The following is a 17,385-nucleotide window of genomic DNA, read 5'->3' as shown; positions in this document are numbered from 1 at the left end:
CTGTCCCGGTCCTCGTGACCCCTGGGGATTAAGCGTGGTGAAACCCAGATAGTAAGAGCGATGTGCGTGCGAAAGGCCCACGCGGATTTTTTTCCTATCCCGCTCCGGTGGAGAAAGCCGAACTGGCCTTCCTGCCTAAATGACGAACGGGAAAGGACGGTCCCGACAGAGGGTCGGTTTTTTTCTGAAAAAAGATTGGTGTGGGCATGTCACACCGCCCGATGCACGTCGGAGGCCACACTGCGCCAGCGTGGCCCCGTGTCATCGCCCTACTGCGCCTGCATATGCAGATCCGCCATCGCCTGCCTCAGGTCGTCGATCGGCGTCTGGCCCGCCATCTTCTTGCCCTCAAGCTCCGGCGGCATCTTCCAGCCGGGATCGATGCCTTCCATGTTGGGCAGTTCGTGGGCGATGCCCTTGTGGCAGTCGATGCAGGTCGCCTTGCCCGAGAGCAGATAGCGGGTGTGGATCTCGGCTGCGCGCTGCGTCTGCTTCTGCAGGTCCATGGCGACGGAGGAATGGCAGTTGCGGCATTCCAGGCTGTCATTGGCCTTCATCCGCGCCCACTCGTGCTGGGCCAGTTCCAGCCGCTTTGCGAGGAATTTCGGTCGAGTGCTGATCGTGCCGAAGATCTTGCCCCAGACCTCCTTCGACGCTTGCATCTTGCGGGCGATCTTGTCGGTCCACTGGTGCGGCACGTGGCAGTCCGGACAGCTGGCGCGCACGCCCGAGCGGTTGGAGAAGTGGATGGTGCGCGTCAGCTCCTGATAGACGTTGTCGTGCATCTCGTGACAGGAGGTGCAGAACTTTTCGGTGTTGGTGATCTCCAGCGCCGTGTTGAAGGCGCCCCAGAACATCACGCCGCCGATGAAGCCGCCGAGCGTGAGGAAACCTAAGCCCAGCGTGCCGGCCGGCGTCCACATGATGTCCCAGGCCCAAAGGATGATTTTCCTGATCCAGGCGATCATGTCGTCACTCGCTTCCGGCCGGCTTGAAGCCCAGTTCGCTCATGTCCTTGAAGGTGCTCGGCACCAGCGGGCTGGTGTCGGCCTGGGGCACGTGACAGGCGGTGCAGAAGTAGCGCCTGGGCGAAACGTCGGCGATCATCTGGCCGTCGCGCGTCATGTAGTGGGTGACGCTGATCATCGGCGCGCCGGAATCCTGGGTGAACTCGCGCTTGTGACAGGAGAGACAGCGGTTGGCGTTGACCGAAAGCTCGTAGCCTTCGATCGAGTGCGGGATGACCGGCGGCTGGTCGGGATAGGCGCGCATCTTGCGCTTGTCGTCGACCACCCATTTCGGCAGCCGTGCGGCCGCCCCCGTCGCCATCTGCGGCGTCGGCCCTTCGAGTTGCGGCACCAGCTTTTCGGCCACTTGCGCGACGGCGGCCGTGGTGACGAACACCATCAGGCCAGCGACCAAAGCCATCCAGCCGGGTCGTCGCCGGTCAAGTCCGGCAAAGTTGCGAAACGGTTTTGCGTGCGCAATCGCCGCATGAAAAAACGACAGCGCGGCCCGAGTGAGCCGCATCCACCCTAGAGGGTGACGGGAACGATCTTGACCGCGCATTTTTTGAAATCCGTCTGTTTGGAGATGGGATCGGTGGCGTCGAGCGTAACCTTGTTGATCAGCTGGCTGGCGTCGAACCAGGGAACGAAGACGACGCCCGGCGGCATGCGGTTGCGGCCGCGGATATCGACGCGCGAGCGGATCTCGCCGCGCCTCGAGACAATGCGCACCTCCATGCCCTGGTTGATGCCGCGCTTGCGCGCGTCCTCGGCATTCATGAAGACGCGGGCGCCCGGAAAGGCCTTGTAGAGCTCCGGCACCCGCATGGTCATCGAGCCCGAATGCCAGTGCTCGAGCACGCGACCGGTCACGAGCCACGTGTCGTATTCCTCGTCGGGAGACTCGGCCGGCGGCTCGTAGGGCACGGCGAGGATCACCGCCTTGCCGTCTTCGTTGCCATAGAATTTCACGCCCTCGCCCGGCTTCACATAGGGGTCGAAGCCCTCGCGGTAGCGCCAGCGCGTCTCCTGGCCGTTGACGACGGGCCAGCGCAAGCCGCGCACGTCGTGATAGCTGTCATAGGGCGCCAGGTCGTGGCCGTGGCCGCGGCCGAAGGCGGCGTATTCCTCAAACAGCCCCTTCTGGATGTAGAAGCCGAAATCCTTGGCCTCGTTGTTGTCGTATTCGGCGCTGACGTCGGTCATCGGATAGCGATCGACCTCGCCGTTCTTGAACAGCACCTCGAACAGCGTCTTGCCGCGATATTCCGGGCTCGCATCGAGGATCTCCTTCGGCCAGACCTCGTCGGTCACAAAACGCTTGGAAAATTCCACCATCTGCCAGAGATCAGAGCGCGCCTCGCCGCGGGCCTGGACAAGCTGGTGCCAGACATGGGTGCGCCGCTCGGCATTGCCGTAGGCGCCCTCCTTCTCCACCCACATGGCGGCGGGCAGGATCAGGTCGGCGCTCATGGCCGTGATCGTCGGATAGGCATCGGAGACGACGATGAAATTGTCCGGGTTGCGATAGCCCTGCCAGGTCTCGTTGGCGGTATTGGGCCCCGCCTGGACGTTGTTGTTGACCTGCACCCAGTAGAAATTCAGCTTGCCGTCCTTCAGCATCCGGTCCTGCTGCACCGCGTGAAAGCCGGGCTTTTCCGGGATGATGCCGTGCGGGATGCGCCAGATCTCCTCCGCATGCTTGCGGTGCTCGGGATTGGTCACCACCATGTCGGCCGGCAGCCGGTGGGCGAAGGTGCCGACCTCGCGGGCCGTGCCGCAGGCCGAAGGCTGGCCGGTCAGCGAGAACGGGCTGTTGCCGGGTTCCGAGATCTTTCCGGTCAGAAGGTGCAGGTTGTAGACCATCTGGTTGGCCCAGACCCCACGCACATGCTGGTTGAAGCCCATGGTCCAGAGCGACATCACCTTGCGCTTGGGATCGGCGTAGAGTTCGGCCAACTGCTCCAGGAACTCCGGATCGACGCCGGTCATCTGCGCGGTCTTTTTCAGCGTGTATTCCGACACGAATTCCTTGAACGCCGCGAAATCCATCGGCTCGGTCTTGCCCGGATCCTTGGAATTGGCGGCGTTGACCTCGACCGGGTTGTCGGGCCTGAGGCCATAGCCGATGTCGGTGACGCCGCGAGCAAACTTCGTGTGTTTGTTGACGAAGTCCTCGTTGACGCGGCCGGTCTCGATGATGTGGTTGGCGATATAGTTGAGGATGACGAGATCGGTCCCCGGCTTGAAGACCATGGGAATGTCGGCGAGATCCATGCTGCGATGGGTAAAGGTCGAAAGCACCGCCACGCGCACATGCGGGTGGCCGAGGCGCCGGTCGGCGACGCGGGTCCAGAGAATCGGATGCATCTCCGCCATGTTCGAGCCCCAAAGCACGAAGGCGTCGGCGTTCTCGAAATCATCGTAGCAGCCCATCGGCTCGTCCATGCCGAAGGTACGCATGAAGGCGACGGCGGCAGACGCCATGCAGTGGCGGGCATTGGGGTCGAGATTGTTGGAGCGGAAGCCCGCCCGCATCAGCTTGGTGGCGGCATAGCCCTCGAAGATCGTCCACTGGCCGGAGCCGAACATGCCGACCGCCGTCGGTCCCTTCTCCTTCAGCACCTTCTTGGCCTGCTCGGCCATCACGTTGAAGGCCTCGTCCCAGCTGACCGGCTCAAATTCGCCGTCCTTGGCGTAAGTGCCGCCGCGCTTCCTCAGGAGCGGCGTCGTCAGCCGGTCCTCGCCATACATGATCTTGGAGAGGAAATAGCCCTTGATGCAGTTCAGCCCGCGATTGACCTCGGCCTGCATGTCGCCGTGGGTGGCGACCACCTGCCCCTCCTTCACGCCCACCATCACGCCGCAGCCGGTGCCGCAAAAGCGGCAGGGCGCCTTCGACCAGGTGATCTCGAGCGCGTTGACGCCACCCGGCACCGGCTGGGCGGCCGCAGGAAGCGTTATGCCGGCGGTGGCGGCGGCGATGCCGGCCGCATGCGCCTTCAAGATGTCACGCCGCGTCAGTTCTCCGCTCATGGCTCCTGCCCTTCCTCTTCCATCTCGACATGCTCGAAAACCATGTTGGCCGAGATCACCCCATCAAGGAGCGAGATCCTGGTCAGGCAGTCGCCGAGCTGGCCGGTGCTTTTGCCCTCGAGGACGACGACGATCTTGCCGCCGCCATGGCCGTGGATCTCGACCTTTTCCATGCCCGCAAGCTCGGCCAGCACGGCCTCGGTCGCCTGCGGCATCGTGGCGATCACGGCGCTCGATATGTGATAGGGCGTTCCCGCCCTTGCCCCTGCGGCCTCAGGCATGCGCCACCTCCGCTTCCAGCGTCTTGACGGCAATCGCGCTGACGGGACAGCTGCCAACGCAGGCGCCGCAGCCGGTGCATCTCGCCGCGTCGATCTCGGGCAGAAACGGCCCGCCGATCACAGGGCGAAAACGGATCGCCTGCTCGGGACAGCTCTCGCCGCAGGATTGGCAGGCGACGTAGCGGCGCGCGAGGCACGTGTCGACAATGGCGGCGACATGGGGAAACCGCTTGGTATCCTTCGCCTCGAACACCGGTTCGGGACAGGCATCCGCGCAGGCGCCGCAAAAGGTGCATTCGCCGCGGGAAAAATCGACGTGGGGAAGACCGCCTTCAAGTCGGACTATGCCGGTGGGACATCGCTCGACGCAGGCGCCGCAGCCGGTGCAGGCGTCGAGGCTCGCCTCGGAAACACCCGGCGGCCGGATGCAGACGGGCTTTGCGGAGGCGCGGCCGGTAAAGAGTTCACGGCGGGAGAGAGTTTCAGCCCCCATGGCCTGACCTCAATGCCCCGGAGGGCCTGGCGGCCCGAAGATGATCTGCAGCATCCAGACGAGGAAGCCATAACCGCCGACCACACCGACGGCGACGACCGGCCAGATGCCGAAGGCGAGCACCAGGAACGTGAGAAGTTCCGCACGCCGCGAGCGCGGCGGCCTTTCGGTCGGCTGCGGCTGAACGAGCTCGGACATTTCAGCGTCCCCCAACACAATCCAAGGTAAGATGCGCCACTCGAAGTAAAAATCAATCCCGCGACGACTTCATGACAAGAATTCATCCCGTCACAGAGTAAGTACAGCCAAGGAACAGACATTGATCTAGATCAAAACCACAATATTCTGACGGGATTATCTCAAGAATCCGAGCCGAATAACTAGGGCTTGAAGTTCAACTTTTGCCAACATCGATATATTCTCATGGATATATCGCAGCCATGGCCGCCAACCCATAGAACGACACGCCGGACGCACCGCGCTGACATCGGACGACGCGCGTTCGCCGCGTGACATCACCTGTCACGGCCGGCTCTTGCAACCCAGAGCTTCACCGCCTAAGTCTTGGCGCATGACACAGTTGATCAAGATCGGAACGGCACTCGTGTTGAAGTGCGCAAAAGCTGGCCCCCTTCTGGCGATGCCGGGCGACGCCAATGATTTTCTCGGCGATGCCTGGGCGCATGAGGCCGATATGCTGGCGATCCCGGTCGAACGGCTCGGCCCGGATTTTCTCGACCTTTCGACCCGTGTCGCCGGCGAGGTGTTCCAGAAGTTCGTCAACTATCACATGCGTTGCGCCATCGTCGGCGACATCCAGGCAAAGCTCGACGGCAGCAAGGCGCTGACCGACTTCGTGCGCGAGACCAACAAGGGCGACGCCCTCTGGTTCGTGCCCGATTTCGAAACGCTGCAGTTCAGACTGGAGCGCATGGCGGCCGCCTGACCAAGGAGCAAGAAAGGAAGGCGACGCCAATCGCCCCCTTCGCCGAACCACCGTCCTACCGGGCGGTGCGGTCAAGACCGGCTGCGGCGTCCAGACAGGCGGGCTGCCGCCGCGATCGCCAGCGCGATCAGGGTCAAGAGGGCCGCAACGGCAAACGTGATCTTGAGACCGGTCGCCACGGCCGCGGGCATGGCCGATGTCATGTCGCCCCCCACCGCGAAGGCAAAGATAGCGCCCATGAGCGAGGCGCCTGTGACGAGACCGAGATTGCGCGACAGGTTGAGCAGCCCGGACACGACGCCGCGCCGGTCCGCGGCGACATCCGCCATGACCGCCGTGTTGTTGGCCGCCTGGAACAGCTGGTAGCCCGGCGTCAACAGCGCGATCCCCGATATATAGCCGGCGACGCCGGCGACATCGGGCAGGAACGCCAGCCCGACGCAGCCGGCGACCGTCGCCAAGAGACCGGCGATCGCCACGGACGCGGTCCCCAGCCGATCGACGATACGGCCTGCGACCACGCCACCGAGCGCCGAGATGACCGGCCCGACCGACATCACCAGCCCAACCTCGGCCGCATTGAGCCCCGCCCCGCGCGAAAGATAGAACGGCCCGACCACCAGCGTCGCCATCATCACCGTCGAAACCAGCGCGTTGGTCGAAAGGCCGGCGCTCAATGCCGCATCGCGAAACATCGCCAGCCGGATCAGCGGCGAGGCCGCCCTTGCCTCCACCTTGAGGAACAGGCCGAGCGAAACAAATGCCAATGCCACCAGTGCAGCATTCAGCGCACCGAAGCTGCCCCGTCCGGCCGTCATCGCCAGCGCATAGGCGCCGAGCGAAAGCGCCAGAAGCAGCGTGCCCGGCACGTCGAACTCAGGCCGCGCCTTCTGCCCTGCCCGCCGCTCGACCGGCAGGTGACGAAGCGCGACCAGTAGCGTCGCAAGCCCCAGCGGCACGTTGACGAGAAAGATCGCCCGCCAGCCGGAACCGGCAATGAGCGCACCGCCAAGCGACGGACCGAGAGCCGTGCCGATCGCCGACATGGTGCCGAGTAGGCCCATCGCCGTGCCCGCCCTTTCCCGTGCCACCGTCTCACCGACAAAGGCCATGGTCAGCGCCATCATGACCGCCGCGCCAAGACCCTGAACCGCCCGCGCCGCCACTAGGAGCGTGAAGCTCGGTGCCAGGCCGCAGACGACCGAAGCGAAGGTGAAGAGCGCAATGCCGCCCAAAAGCAGACGCCGACGGCCGACGATGTCGCCAAGCCGGCCGACGCTGACGATCAAGGTGGTGATCACCAGCAGATAGGCAAGCACCACCCATTGCACCTGTTGGAACGAAACGCCGAAGGCCTCAGCCAAGGCCGGCAGGGCCACGTTGGAACTGCTGGTGCCGAGCGAGGACAGCAGCATCGAAAGCGAAAGGCCCACCATGACCCATCGGACGGAAGCGACCGGCGTCGCCGCGGTTTCGGTTGCGTCCGTCGTCATCGGCCGCCTCCTGCCGCCCCGGCGAGGCAACGAGCAAACCCTGTGTGTCGGCGAAAGAATGGGGACGCAATCGATACGGCCTGAGCTGTCATCATCGGGAAACCCTCCAAATCGGTTCCCCGAAAAATAGTCTTGCGTCCGACAGGGCGAAAGACGCAGCATTTGCACTTCACTCGTGCGTTTGACGCCACATCAAAAGACCAGTCGTGTTATGAAAGGGAATGACCAGACCCGACCTCAACCTGCTCGTGACCCTCGATGTGCTTCTGTCCGAAGGCAGCGTCGCGCGCGCCGCCAGACGCCTGCATCTCAGCCCTTCGGCCATGAGCCGGGCCCTTGCCCGGCTGCGCGAGGCGACGGGCGACCCTCTTCTCGTGCGCGCCGGCCGTGGCCTTGTGGCCACCCCCCGGGCGCTCGCACTGCGCGAGCGGATCGGTCCGTTGGTGGAGGAAGCCGAGGCCGTGCTGCGTCCGGCCGAAAACCTGGACCTGAAGCGGCTGGTGCGCAGTTTCACGCTCAGGAACCGGGAGGGCTTCGTCGAGAATTTCGGGCCGGCGCTGATTTCGCGCGTTGCGAGCGAAGCCCCCGGTGTGCGCCTGCGCTTCGTCCAGAAGCTCGACCGGGACAACAGCCCGCTTCGCGACGGCGGCGTCGACCTTGAGACCGGCGTGATCGGCGAGGCGACCGGCCCGGAGCTGCGCGCCCATACGCTCTTTCACGATCGTTTCGTCGGCGTCACCAGTCCCGGCCATGCGCTCACCAAGGGTGAAATCAGCGCCAGCCGTTACGCCTTAGCCCGCCACGTCCATGTCTCGCGCCGCGGCAACGAGCGCGGGCCGGTCGACGAAGCGCTGGCGCCCCTTGGCCTTGCCCGCGAGATCGCCGCAACCGTCGGCAGCTTCTCCGAGGCGCTGGCGCTTGTCCGCGCCGCGGACCTGGTTGCCACGGTGCCCGAGCGCTACACCGGCACGCTTCGACAAGGCCTTTTGAGCTTCGCGCTGCCGGCAGCCCCGCCGCCCATCACCATCTCGCTCGTCTGGCACCCGCGCCTCGACGCCGACCCGGCGCATCGCTGGCTGCGCGGCCTGGTGCGCGAGATCTGCTCCCCATAGGGCAGCAATCGCATGAAGGGTGACGTCGGCGTCCGTCAGGACATCGGCTCATCGGGTGTGCCAATCGCCGCGGCCAGGGCATCGCGCGACACCGGCTTGGTCAGGAAGACAGCGGCGCCAGCCCGCAGACACCGCTCGCGCGTGCCCTCCTGCTCCGATCCGGTGATGACGATGGCTCTGACGGCAATGCCGCGGCGGCCGAGTTCGTCGAGCAGTTCCAGACCGGTCATGCCGGGCAGATGCAGATCGATCAGCACGGCAAAAGGAAGGCGGTCCTGCGCTTCGAGCAGAAACGTCTCGGCCGAGGAGAAAGCGATGGGCCTGAGCGCAAGCGACGCGACGAGGCGCGAAAGCGCACGACGAACCAGTTCGTCGTCGTCCACAATTGCGATGGCAGCGCCTGGCTCACTCATGTCTTGAGGTTAATCCAGGCATGCCGATGGTCCAGTTGGACCTAGGGGCAATGCAGAACGGTGACGGCGACGCACAACTGCGCAGGGTCGCGCGCAAAAGCGCCGCCCAAGCCCCCGTGAAACGCATCATCGTTGCATTTTCTCCGCGCTTGCCCCAGACAGGTCGCCAGTTCGCAGACGATCGCAGCACAGCTTCGTTGCTCCGCACGCATGCGCACACGGGAGAGAGATCATGTTCGACCACGTCAAGTTCGGTGTCAGCGACTATGCGGCAAGCGAAGCCTTTTATCTGAAGGCCCTGACGCCGCTCGGCGTCAGCGTCGTCGACCATGGCGCCCACGGCGTCGAGATGTCGACGGACGGCAAGTCGTCGCTTTGCCTCTACCAGACCGACGAAAAGCCCGCCCACCTGCACCTGGCCTTCGTTGCCAGGACGCGCGAAGAGGTCGACGCCTTCTACCACGCAGCGCTTTCCGCCGGCGGCAAGGACAACGGCCCTCCGGGACTGCGCCCGCGTTACCACGCCAATTATTATGCGGCTTTCATCATCGACCCCGACGGCCACAACATCGAGGCGGTCTGCCACGCGGCGTAAGGACTGGCGCGTCGGACGAGAGCGCCACGTGCCCTTCAGCCGGCCATGTCCTTGAGCAGGGCTTCGGCAGCGAGCTTGCCGAGCGCATTGCCCGCAAGCGGACTGTCCCCGGTCAACATCTTGCGGTCGTGATGAACTGCGCCGGAAATACCGTCGTTGAGGATCTCCATGCCGAGCTGGTCCTTGAGCTTCTCTCCGAATTTCCAGGTCAGGTGGCCGGGCATGTAGCCGATCTCGGGTGTCTGCGCGTCCATCGCATCGGGAAAGGCGCAGATCTTGTAGCCACGATAGATGTCGCTGTCACCCACCGCCAGGAATGCCGCCGGCCCGTGGCAGAGCGATATGACGAACCTGTCCTTGGCCGCCGCCCATTCCAGCGCCGCCTTCACGTCCTCGCTTTCCGGCAGACCGATCAGGGCGCCGTGACCGCCGGGAATGAAGATGGCGGCATAGTCGTCAAGCCCCTCTTCGATCACCTCGGACAACCTCAAAGGCTGCTTGAACTGCGCGCGGTAGCGCGCAAAGAAGGACTTCACGGCCTCGTCCTCTGCGGGCATGGCCCAATATTCGAACTTCACCGGATTGCCCGACAGCGTCGCCACGTCGAAGGCGAAGCCAGCCTTGTCGATGTGGTACATCGGGAGCAGCGTCTCCAGCGGGTGGTTACCGGTCGAGAAGAACGTGCCGTTGTCGGTCAGAAGATAACGCTCGTCGGCGCCGATCATCAGCACCCGTTTCACGCCTGTGTAGGGCTCTGGATAGTCAGCGCCGCTCAAATTGGACTTCGGCGATGTGAACTGGCTCAGCGAATAGGGAGACGGAAAGAAGGCGTTGTCCTCCGCGGGATCACGGGTCGGCATCTTTTCGAGAGGCTTCTGATCGGTCATTTCCAACTCCCCCTGTTCTCGTTTTGACGACGATAAACGCCCATGTTTCCTTGAAGGTTCCGCCGGCCACCGTCTCTTCGGTATCTCGCAATTCCTGACGAAAAGCCGTCGCCGCTTTCTCTGAAATTATCCTGGAGCGTCCTTTGTGCGCTCGGTTGAACGCACGGCGCTCTACCGCGCATGCTCCACCAGCCGCACCAGATCGGCAACCGTCCTTACCCCCATCTTCGCCATCATGCGGGCGCGATGGACCTTGATCGTCTTTTCCACCGTGCCGAGATCGCCGGCGATCTGCTTGTTGAGCCGTCCGGCGACGACGTGCTGCATCACCTCGGTCTCACGCGCCGTGAGACTGCCGAGCCTGGCGTGGACAAGCGCCCTCTGCTGACCGGCCTCCCGTTCGCGACTTGTCCGGCAAACTCCGGCCTCGATCGCCGCGAGCAAGGCATTCTCCTCGACCGGTTTCACCAGGAAATCGACGGCGCCGGCCTTCATCGCCTTGACGCTTGAGGGAACGTCGGCGCAGCCACTGAGGAAGACGACGGAGGGATGCCCGTCCATCGCCGCAAGCGCCTCTTGCACAGAGAGCCCGTCCGTATCGGGAAGGCCAAGATCAAGCACGATGCAGTCGGCGGCCGGCAGATCGGGCGAGCCAAGCAGCGAGCGCGCATCGGCAAACGGCGTCACCTGATAGCCCGAAAGCTTCAGCAGGCGCTGCAGGGCGCGCACGATACGCTCGTCGTCATCCACAATGAAAATGGTTCCGGCTCTGTCCTCCATCGCAGGCGCTCCCTCAAAAGCAATTGCAGGAAAAGTGTGAAACGGTTTTCCGTCCAGAATTGCACGCTTTCTAGCCCGGCGGCAACGTGACGATGGCGCGCGCCCCGCGCGCAACCTCGCCGTCAAAGACAAGCTTGCCGCCCCGCGCTTCCAGCAGCGAGCGGCAGATCGCAAGACCGAGCCCAAGTCCATTCTCCTTGGTGGTGACGAATGGCTTGAACACGTCCTTCATCTGGTCAGGCGCGATGCCGGGCCCCGCATCACTCACGGTCACGTGCCGCATGCCATTGTCGCCGAGGCCTGTTGTGATTTCAATCTTGCGCTGCTTCGGCGGCAGCTCCGCCATGGCATCGCTGGCATTGAGGATCAGATTGAGGACCACCTGCTGCAACTGCACCATGTTGGCCCTGACCGGCAGCGGCTCCGGGCTTGGGCTCACTGAAACCTGGGTCCGGCGTGCCAGCATTTCGGGGCCGACGAGCGCCACGGTAGAGCGCACGGCCTCGTTGAGATCGGTCGTCTCGACCGAGCCCTCCCCCTTGCGCATCATGCTGCGCAGCTGGGCGATCACCTCGGCGGCGCGCCTGTTGTCGGCAACGATGTCGTCGAAGATTTCCCCGATCTCGCGAAGATCGGCATCGTCTGCGGACGCGATCTTCCGCCCTGCTTCGGCATTGGCGAGGATCGAGGTCAGCGGCTGCGTCAGCTCATGCGCGAGGGTCCCTGAAAGCTGGCTCACCTGCGCGCGCCGCGACACGTGCGCAAGCTCCAGCCGCTGCGTCGAGACCGTGTCCTCCAGCCTGCGGTTGCGCCGGTTCTCAAAAACGATCACCGCAATCGAAAGCGCCTGGGCGGCGATCACCGACAGCCCGAGCATGATCGGCAGCCGAAACTGCTCCCAGGCGGTCGGTTGATAATTGAGGATGGTCGCATCCGCAGGGATGGCATCCCGCGCAATGCCGCGGCTGACCACCTGCCGCCAATCGATCAGCGCCACCTCTTTCAAGGTTTCCGGCGGCACGATGCCCTTGCCATCGAAAATCCTCAACGCGCGCGCTGCCATGTCCTCGCCGATCGCCCCGAAGGTGCTGACGTGGCCGGCGAGCACCGTGCCGTCGAAATAGCTGCTGTAAACGCTGTAGACGGGCGCGCCGGACGTGGCGGCGATCCCGCTCGCCGCATCGCGCGGGATGTAGGAGACGCCCCCGGCATCGGCAAAGACGGTGAGGATCAGAAGCACGCTGTCGGGCGGCAAGGCTGCGGCCTTCGCCTTGAAGCCATCGAGCGACAGGCCGGTGAGATAGTCGATGTCGAAGCCGGCATACTGCCTGCCAAGAAGAGCGTGGGCGGTCTCTTCCCAGCTGCGGTCAAACGGCGCCGACCCGGTGAGGATCGTCGCCCGCTTGGCGTCCGGCTGCAGCCGGCGGGCAAGCTCAAGGGTTCCCTTGACGTCGAAGCGGCTGAACACGCCGGTGACATTCGGCGGCATCGGCACGTCCTCCGGGAAGCCGCGCACCGCGCCAAAGACGATCGGCACGCCGGGTGCAAAACGATCCCGCTCGGCAAGCGCGAAGCGCAGCGCGCTCGGCCCCACCGTCAACAGAGCGTCCAGCGGCTTGCCGGCATATTTGGCCCGAACATATTCGATAAGCCTTTGCCGGTCGCCGTCCGAGCCGAAGCGCACGAGATCGAGATGCTCGGAGTAAAGCTCGACATGGCGCTTGTCCTCGACAAGCCTGCGGCTGATCCCTTGCGCGATTTCCATCGTCGCCGGCTGCGTGCTCTCGTTTTCGTAGAGGATCAGAATGCGCTCGGCAAAGGCGCTGCCACCGAAGGCGACGGCGGCGATCAGTGCAAGCCCTGCCCTGCGCAGTGAGGCACCCAATCCCATCCGGCCCGCACGCCCTTTCTGCTCACAAAAGGAGAAGAGACGATAACAAGCCCTCACCGTCGTCTCTAGGTCTATACGGTCCAAAGCAGGCGTTCGTTACAGTAACGTCGGCGTAAAATCGCAAGAGAACCCGCCCTCCGGACGCTCGCAGCTCCTGCGAAGGGCGCGATCATGTTGCCCCTAGGTCCAACTGTTCACGGCATCGGAATAGGCGAAAATGCCGCGTGTCTTGGCGCCTCCGTAGACGGGCGCAATCGAGAAGCCGTAACCTCCCGTCCCGCCCGTCAGCGCACCGGAGAGAATGCGGCCCGGCATGAGCGAAGTTTCACCGGCCATCCCTTGAAGGAGACGTTCAGTGACAGACGAAACCATGACCACCGACAACGAGAGCGCATCCCCCCACACCCCTCTAGGCTCGGGTGTCAGCCGACGCAGCGTGCTCTTGGGCGGCACCGCCCTTGCCGCCGCATCGGCCATGATCGCCTCAGGCGGTCCAAGCCCGGCGAAAGCGCAGCAGGCGGCAGCCCCCGCCGGCGGCCAGCCCAACATCCTCGTCATCTGGGGCGATGACATCGGCACCTGGAACATCAGCCATAACAACCGCGGCATGATGGGCTACATGACGCCGAACATCGACCGCATCGCCCAGGAAGGCCTCGCCTTCACCGACTATTACGCCCAGCAGAGCTGCACGGCCGGGCGCGCGGCCTTCATCGGCGGCAGCGTGCCGGTCCGCAGCGGCATGACCAAGGTCGGCCTGCCCGGCGCCAAGGAAGGCTGGCAGAAAACCGACGTGACGATGGCCACTGTGCTGAAGAGCCAGGGCTACGCCACCGGGCAATTTGGCAAGAACCACCAGGGTGACCGCGACGAGCACCTCCCCACGCAGCATGGCTTCGATGAGTTCTTCGGCAACCTCTACCACCTCAATGCCGAGGAAGAACCCGAGAACCGCGACTATCCGAAGGATCCAGAGTTCCGCAAGAAATTCGGCCCCCGCGGCGTCATCAAGGCTTCGGCCGATGGCAAGATCGAGGATACGGGTCCGCTGACGCGCAAGCGCATGGAGACCGTCGACCAGGAAACGCTGGATGCCGCCAAGGACTTCATCAACCGCCAGAACCAGGCCAAGAAGCCGTTCTTCGTGTGGTGGAACGCCACGCGCATGCATTTCCGCACCCATGTGAAGGAAAGCAACACCGGCATTTCCGGCCCGAGCGGCGACGAATACCATGACGGCATGGTCGAGCATGACATGATGGTGGGCGACCTCCTCAAGCTGCTCGACGACCTCGGCCTCACTGACAACACCGTGGTCATGTACTCGACCGACAACGGCCCACACTACAACACCTGGCCGGATGCCGGCACGACGCCGTTCAGAAGCGAGAAGAACTCCAACTGGGAAGGCGCCTATCGGGTGCCGGCCTTCGTGCGTTGGCCCGGCCATTTTCCGGCCGGAAAGACGCTGAACGGCATCGTTGCGCATGAAGACTGGCTGCCGACCTTCGCGGCCATCGCCGGCGCACCCGACGTCAAGGAAAAACTCCTGACAGGCGTCGAACTCAACGGCCGCAGCTACAAGAACCATATCGATGGCTACAACCTGGTCGACTATCTCGAAGGCAAGGTAAAGGACTCGCCGCGTCACGAGTTCTGGTATGTGAACGACGATGGCCAGGTGGTGGCGGCCCGCTACGACGACTGGAAGGTGGTGTTCCTGGAAAACCGCGGCGAGGCCTTTGGCGTCTGGCGCGAGCCCTTCACGGAACTGCGCGTCCCCCTGCTCTTCCATCTGCGCCGCGACCCCTTCGAAAAGGCGCAGCACAACGCCAATACCTACAACGACTGGTTCCTGGACCGCGCCTACGTCCTCGTGCCGATACAGGGCCTGGCTGCCAAGTTCCTGCTGTCGATGAAGGACTACCCGCCGAGCCAGTCGCCCGGTTCCTTCAACCTGACGAAGATCGAAGCCCAGTTGCGGGGTGCTGGTGGCGAATAATGTAAAACGCGCATACGTCCGGCCCACTCGGGCCGGGCGCATTCCAGCCGACAGGTCCGAACGCATTCAATCTCGCAGCCATGCCCTCGCTCCCCGCTACTTGCCGACCTCGATCACCAGCGGATAGCCCTCGTCGTCCCATTCGAGAAAGCCGCCGGCGAAATAGTAGACGTGGGTGTAGCCCCAGGCGATCGCCTTGGCGCAGGCATAGGCGGCGTGGGTGCAGTATTTGCCCTGGCAATAGAAGGCGACCTCGTCTTCCTGTCCCGCCACCCTGGCGAGGCTTTCCTTCGACAGGCCCGTGAGGAGCGACAGGTTGACGGCCTTGGGCAGATGGCCGTTGTCATAGCTGAGCGGCGCCCGAACGTCGATGAAGGGCACGCCGCGCGCAAGCAGCGCCCTTGCCTCCGCCAGATCGATCTTGATCGTTCTGTCGACGCTCATTTCGCCTTTCGTCAGCGTCATCAGCTTCGCATAGTCGTCGAGAGCAAGATCCGTGCCCGCCCCCTCGGGCAACCCGGCCTTGCGCAGGCCTTCCTGCAGGCGAGCGATATAGGGTCTGTGGTAGCCGAACGCGCTGCCATACCAGTCATAAGCGCTTTCCTGGACGGTGAGCGGATCGCCGAGGCCGGACGTGGCGAGCTTGTTGTATTGATCGATCAGCCGCGGAATGCTGCCCGTGCGTCCGAGATGGGCGTAGCTCGCGACCAGCGTTGCGTAGTCGGCCAGAAGATCGGGCTTGCTTTCGATGACCCGCTCAAAGGCGTCAGTGGCTTCCTGGTCTTTCCCTTGGGAAAACAGCGAGACGGCGAGCATGCGCAGCGTTGCCCGCGCCGGATGGGGATCGAACCGCATCGCCAGGCGCGCCTCCTGTTCCGCCTCGCTCGCACGCCCGGTCGCGTTGAGGATGCGCGCCATGCCGACATGGTTGTCAGGGTCGTTGGGCGCAAGCGCCAGCGCCTGGTCGATGGCAGCGAATGCCTCGCCATAGCGCCCCTGCTGGGCAAGCACCTGCGCCGATATCGCGTAGGCAAGCGGCGTCGGCTTCTCCATCGCCTTTGCCAGATTTCTGGTGAGGTTCTTCGAGGCGGTCTCGCGCCGATAAAAATCCCAGGACAGGTTGCTCGCACGCCAGTTTGCGGCGGCAAGCGACGCATAGGCGCGGCTGTAGCTCGGATCGAGCACGATCGCCTTCTGGAAGAAGTCTGAAGCGGCGACGGTTTCGGCGTCGCTGTCCCGGCGAAGATGATCCCAACCCCGCAACAGCATGTCATAGGCTTGCGGGTTGGTCGTTTCCGGCACCGCAGCAACACTTTTCTCGGCACTGGTCAGCTTGACCGAGAGCGTCGACACGATCTGACCGATCACCCTGTCCTGCAGGCCGAACACGCCGCTCATCTCGCCGTCGTAGCGCTCGGCCCACAGGTGGTGTCCGTCGATCGCGTCGATCAGCTGGGCATTGACCCGGACATGGCTCCCCTCGCGACGCACGCTGCCCTCGAGGATGTAGTGGACGCCCAGTTCCTCTGCCACCTGCTGCACCCTGGTGGGCTTGCCCTTGTAGGTGAAGGTCGAGTTGCGCGCGATCACGAAGATGCCCGAGAGTTTCGAAAGCTCGGTGATCAGGTCGTCGGTCATTCCGTCGGCGAAATAACCCTGTGCCGTATCGGCGCTGAGATTTTCGAAGGGCAGGACAGCGATCGAGGGCGTTTGCGGCAACGAAAGCGCCTGCTGTCCAACGGACGCGGTATCGGCACTCTCGCGCCCCAGAACGATCCACGTCACGGCAAGTCCAAGAACGACAGGAGCAGCGCAGGCTGCCACCAGTCCCCAGCCAGGCATACGCTTGCGGTGGCGGCGGCGCGGCCGGGCATTTCCCTGAAACTCCACCCGGTAGACGCGCACGGGCCGCTGGATGTTCTTCACGTGCTGCTCGCCGATGAACTCCAGCGGCAATTCGAACTTGCCCTGCAGATGGTCGAAAGCAGTGCCCGATACGAACAGGCCGCCCGGCTCGCACATCTGCTCCAGCCGGGCGGCAACATTGACGCCGTCGCCGAGCAGATCCTCCCCTTCGACCACGACATCGCCAAGATTGATGCCCATGCGCAGCAAGAGTCGATGCTCGGCGGGCATGTCCGCCTGACGGGCGGCGAGCCTGTCCTGCGATGCGACCGCGCAGGCGACGGCGTCGACCACGGAGCCGAACTCCACGATCGCGCCGTCGCCCATGAGCTTGACGATGCGCCCGTGATAATCGTTGAGAAGGGGATCGAAGATTTCGGATCGCCACGCCTTGATGGCCGCCAGCGTGCGCGCCTCGTCGGCCTCCATCAGCCGCGAGTAACCGACAATGTCGACGGCAAGAATGGCGACCAGCCGACGTTCTGCGCGAACTGCTTCCATGACCACCTCTCCCGAAGGTGTAGAAGGTCTCGCTACTCCATGG

The 17,385-nt window shown here is 64.0% G+C and carries 17 protein-coding genes; 4 read left to right on the top strand and 13 right to left on the bottom strand.

Features of this window, described 5'->3' with window-relative positions; translation table 11 throughout:
* Positions 1–269 precede the first annotated feature (269 nt).
* The 6 genes from VGO12_RS07440 to napE form a co-directional block, all read right to left on the bottom strand.
* Positions 270–968, bottom strand: a complete 699-nt coding sequence (locus VGO12_RS07440; RefSeq protein ID WP_327512080.1) for a NapC/NirT family cytochrome c — start codon at positions 966–968, stop codon at positions 270–272.
* Positions 969–972: 4 nt separating this feature from the next.
* Positions 973–1,428, bottom strand: a complete 456-nt coding sequence (locus tag VGO12_RS07435) for a nitrate reductase cytochrome c-type subunit (protein WP_327512079.1) — start codon at positions 1,426–1,428, stop codon at positions 973–975.
* A gap of 107 nt (positions 1,429–1,535) precedes the next feature.
* Positions 1,536–4,043 (bottom strand): periplasmic nitrate reductase subunit alpha, encoded by a 2,508-nt coding sequence (napA, locus tag VGO12_RS07430; protein ID WP_327512078.1) that lies wholly within the window; start codon positions 4,041–4,043, stop codon positions 1,536–1,538.
* Positions 4,040–4,324 carry a chaperone NapD gene (locus VGO12_RS07425; RefSeq protein WP_414650689.1) on the bottom strand — a complete coding sequence of 95 codons (285 nt, stop codon included), beginning with the start codon at positions 4,322–4,324 and terminating at the stop codon, positions 4,040–4,042. The genes napA and VGO12_RS07425 overlap by 4 nt, the downstream gene beginning before the upstream one ends.
* On the bottom strand, positions 4,317–4,817 hold the full coding sequence (gene napF / locus VGO12_RS07420) for a ferredoxin-type protein NapF (protein WP_327512077.1): 501 nt from the start codon (positions 4,815–4,817) through the stop codon (positions 4,317–4,319). Before napF ends, VGO12_RS07425 begins: the two co-directional genes overlap by 8 nt.
* Before the next feature lie 9 nt (positions 4,818–4,826).
* Positions 4,827–5,015 carry a periplasmic nitrate reductase, NapE protein gene (napE, locus tag VGO12_RS07415; protein ID WP_327512076.1) on the bottom strand — a complete coding sequence of 63 codons (189 nt, stop codon included), beginning with the start codon at positions 5,013–5,015 and terminating at the stop codon, positions 4,827–4,829.
* 373 nt (positions 5,016–5,388) lie between these two features.
* Between napE and VGO12_RS07410 the strand changes: the two genes are divergently transcribed.
* Positions 5,389–5,763 carry a DUF4180 domain-containing protein gene (locus tag VGO12_RS07410; RefSeq protein ID WP_327512075.1) on the top strand — a complete coding sequence of 125 codons (375 nt, stop codon included), beginning with the start codon at positions 5,389–5,391 and terminating at the stop codon, positions 5,761–5,763.
* A 71-nt stretch (positions 5,764–5,834) separates the two neighbouring features.
* On the opposite strand, the gene VGO12_RS07405 is transcribed toward VGO12_RS07410, so the two are convergent.
* A complete protein-coding gene (locus VGO12_RS07405) occupies positions 5,835–7,256 on the bottom strand; it encodes an MFS transporter (protein ID WP_327512074.1) in 1,422 nt (473 codons plus the stop codon).
* 221 nt (positions 7,257–7,477) lie between these two features.
* Here VGO12_RS07405 and VGO12_RS07400 point away from each other — a divergent pair, with 221 nt between their 5' ends.
* A complete protein-coding gene (locus VGO12_RS07400) occupies positions 7,478–8,368 on the top strand; it encodes a LysR family transcriptional regulator (protein ID WP_327512073.1) in 891 nt (296 codons plus the stop codon).
* Between the two features lie 35 nt (positions 8,369–8,403).
* Here the strand turns inward: VGO12_RS07400 and VGO12_RS07395 are convergent, their stop codons facing one another.
* Complete coding sequence (locus VGO12_RS07395) at positions 8,404–8,781, bottom strand: response regulator transcription factor (protein ID WP_327512072.1); 378 nt, start codon at positions 8,779–8,781, stop codon at positions 8,404–8,406.
* A 232-nt stretch (positions 8,782–9,013) separates the two neighbouring features.
* Between VGO12_RS07395 and VGO12_RS07390 the strand changes: the two genes are divergently transcribed.
* Positions 9,014–9,376: a VOC family protein gene (locus VGO12_RS07390; RefSeq protein ID WP_327512071.1), complete on the top strand. Its 363-nt coding sequence runs from the start codon at positions 9,014–9,016 to the stop codon at positions 9,374–9,376.
* 35 nt (positions 9,377–9,411) lie between these two features.
* Here VGO12_RS07390 and hchA read toward each other — a convergent pair whose 3' ends face one another.
* The 4 genes from hchA to VGO12_RS07370 form a co-directional block, all read right to left on the bottom strand.
* Complete coding sequence (hchA, locus tag VGO12_RS07385) at positions 9,412–10,263, bottom strand: glyoxalase III HchA (RefSeq protein ID WP_327512070.1); 852 nt, start codon at positions 10,261–10,263, stop codon at positions 9,412–9,414.
* A gap of 171 nt (positions 10,264–10,434) precedes the next feature.
* A complete protein-coding gene (locus tag VGO12_RS07380) occupies positions 10,435–11,043 on the bottom strand; it encodes a response regulator transcription factor (RefSeq protein WP_327512069.1) in 609 nt (202 codons plus the stop codon).
* Positions 11,044–11,113: 70 nt separating this feature from the next.
* On the bottom strand, positions 11,114–12,928 hold the full coding sequence (locus VGO12_RS07375; RefSeq protein ID WP_327512068.1) for a sensor histidine kinase: 1,815 nt from the start codon (positions 12,926–12,928) through the stop codon (positions 11,114–11,116).
* 186 nt (positions 12,929–13,114) lie between these two features.
* A complete protein-coding gene (locus VGO12_RS07370; RefSeq protein WP_327512067.1) occupies positions 13,115–13,249 on the bottom strand; it encodes a hypothetical protein in 135 nt (44 codons plus the stop codon).
* Positions 13,250–13,304: 55 nt separating this feature from the next.
* Here VGO12_RS07370 and VGO12_RS07365 point away from each other — a divergent pair, with 55 nt between their 5' ends.
* Entirely contained in the window at positions 13,305–14,936 is a 1,632-nt protein-coding gene (locus VGO12_RS07365) for an arylsulfatase (RefSeq protein WP_327512101.1), read from the top strand.
* Between the two features lie 96 nt (positions 14,937–15,032).
* On the opposite strand, the gene VGO12_RS07360 is transcribed toward VGO12_RS07365, so the two are convergent.
* Positions 15,033–17,342: a rhodanese-like domain-containing protein gene (locus tag VGO12_RS07360; RefSeq protein WP_327512066.1), complete on the bottom strand. Its 2,310-nt coding sequence runs from the start codon at positions 17,340–17,342 to the stop codon at positions 15,033–15,035.
* Positions 17,343–17,385: the final 43 nt, after the last annotated feature.

The organism is Ensifer sp. (assembly GCF_035999135.1).
Taxonomy (GTDB): domain Bacteria; phylum Pseudomonadota; class Alphaproteobacteria; order Rhizobiales; family Rhizobiaceae; genus Ensifer.
This window is presented reverse-complemented; position numbering and strand designations above follow the sequence as displayed.

Coding starts and splice junctions, on each gene's coding strand:
- VGO12_RS07440 (WP_327512080.1), bottom strand. CDS start 968: ATGATCGCCTGGATCAGGAAAATCATCCTTTGGGCCTGGGACATCATG.
- VGO12_RS07435 (WP_327512079.1), bottom strand. CDS start 1,428: ATGGCTTTGGTCGCTGGCCTGATGGTGTTCGTCACCACGGCCGCCGTC.
- napA (WP_327512078.1), bottom strand. CDS start 4,043: ATGAGCGGAGAACTGACGCGGCGTGACATCTTGAAGGCGCATGCGGCC.
- VGO12_RS07425 (WP_414650689.1), bottom strand. CDS start 4,324: ATGCCTGAGGCCGCAGGGGCAAGGGCGGGAACGCCCTATCACATATCG.
- napF (WP_327512077.1), bottom strand. CDS start 4,817: ATGGGGGCTGAAACTCTCTCCCGCCGTGAACTCTTTACCGGCCGCGCC.
- napE (WP_327512076.1), bottom strand. CDS start 5,015: ATGTCCGAGCTCGTTCAGCCGCAGCCGACCGAAAGGCCGCCGCGCTCG.
- VGO12_RS07410 (WP_327512075.1), top strand. CDS start 5,389: ATGACACAGTTGATCAAGATCGGAACGGCACTCGTGTTGAAGTGCGCA.
- VGO12_RS07405 (WP_327512074.1), bottom strand. CDS start 7,256: ATGACGACGGACGCAACCGAAACCGCGGCGACGCCGGTCGCTTCCGTC.
- VGO12_RS07400 (WP_327512073.1), top strand. CDS start 7,478: ATGACCAGACCCGACCTCAACCTGCTCGTGACCCTCGATGTGCTTCTG.
- VGO12_RS07395 (WP_327512072.1), bottom strand. CDS start 8,781: ATGAGTGAGCCAGGCGCTGCCATCGCAATTGTGGACGACGACGAACTG.
- VGO12_RS07390 (WP_327512071.1), top strand. CDS start 9,014: ATGTTCGACCACGTCAAGTTCGGTGTCAGCGACTATGCGGCAAGCGAA.
- hchA (WP_327512070.1), bottom strand. CDS start 10,263: ATGACCGATCAGAAGCCTCTCGAAAAGATGCCGACCCGTGATCCCGCG.
- VGO12_RS07380 (WP_327512069.1), bottom strand. CDS start 11,043: ATGGAGGACAGAGCCGGAACCATTTTCATTGTGGATGACGACGAGCGT.
- VGO12_RS07370 (WP_327512067.1), bottom strand. CDS start 13,249: ATGCCGGGCCGCATTCTCTCCGGTGCGCTGACGGGCGGGACGGGAGGT.
- VGO12_RS07365 (WP_327512101.1), top strand. CDS start 13,305: ATGACCACCGACAACGAGAGCGCATCCCCCCACACCCCTCTAGGCTCG.
- VGO12_RS07360 (WP_327512066.1), bottom strand. CDS start 17,342: ATGGAAGCAGTTCGCGCAGAACGTCGGCTGGTCGCCATTCTTGCCGTC.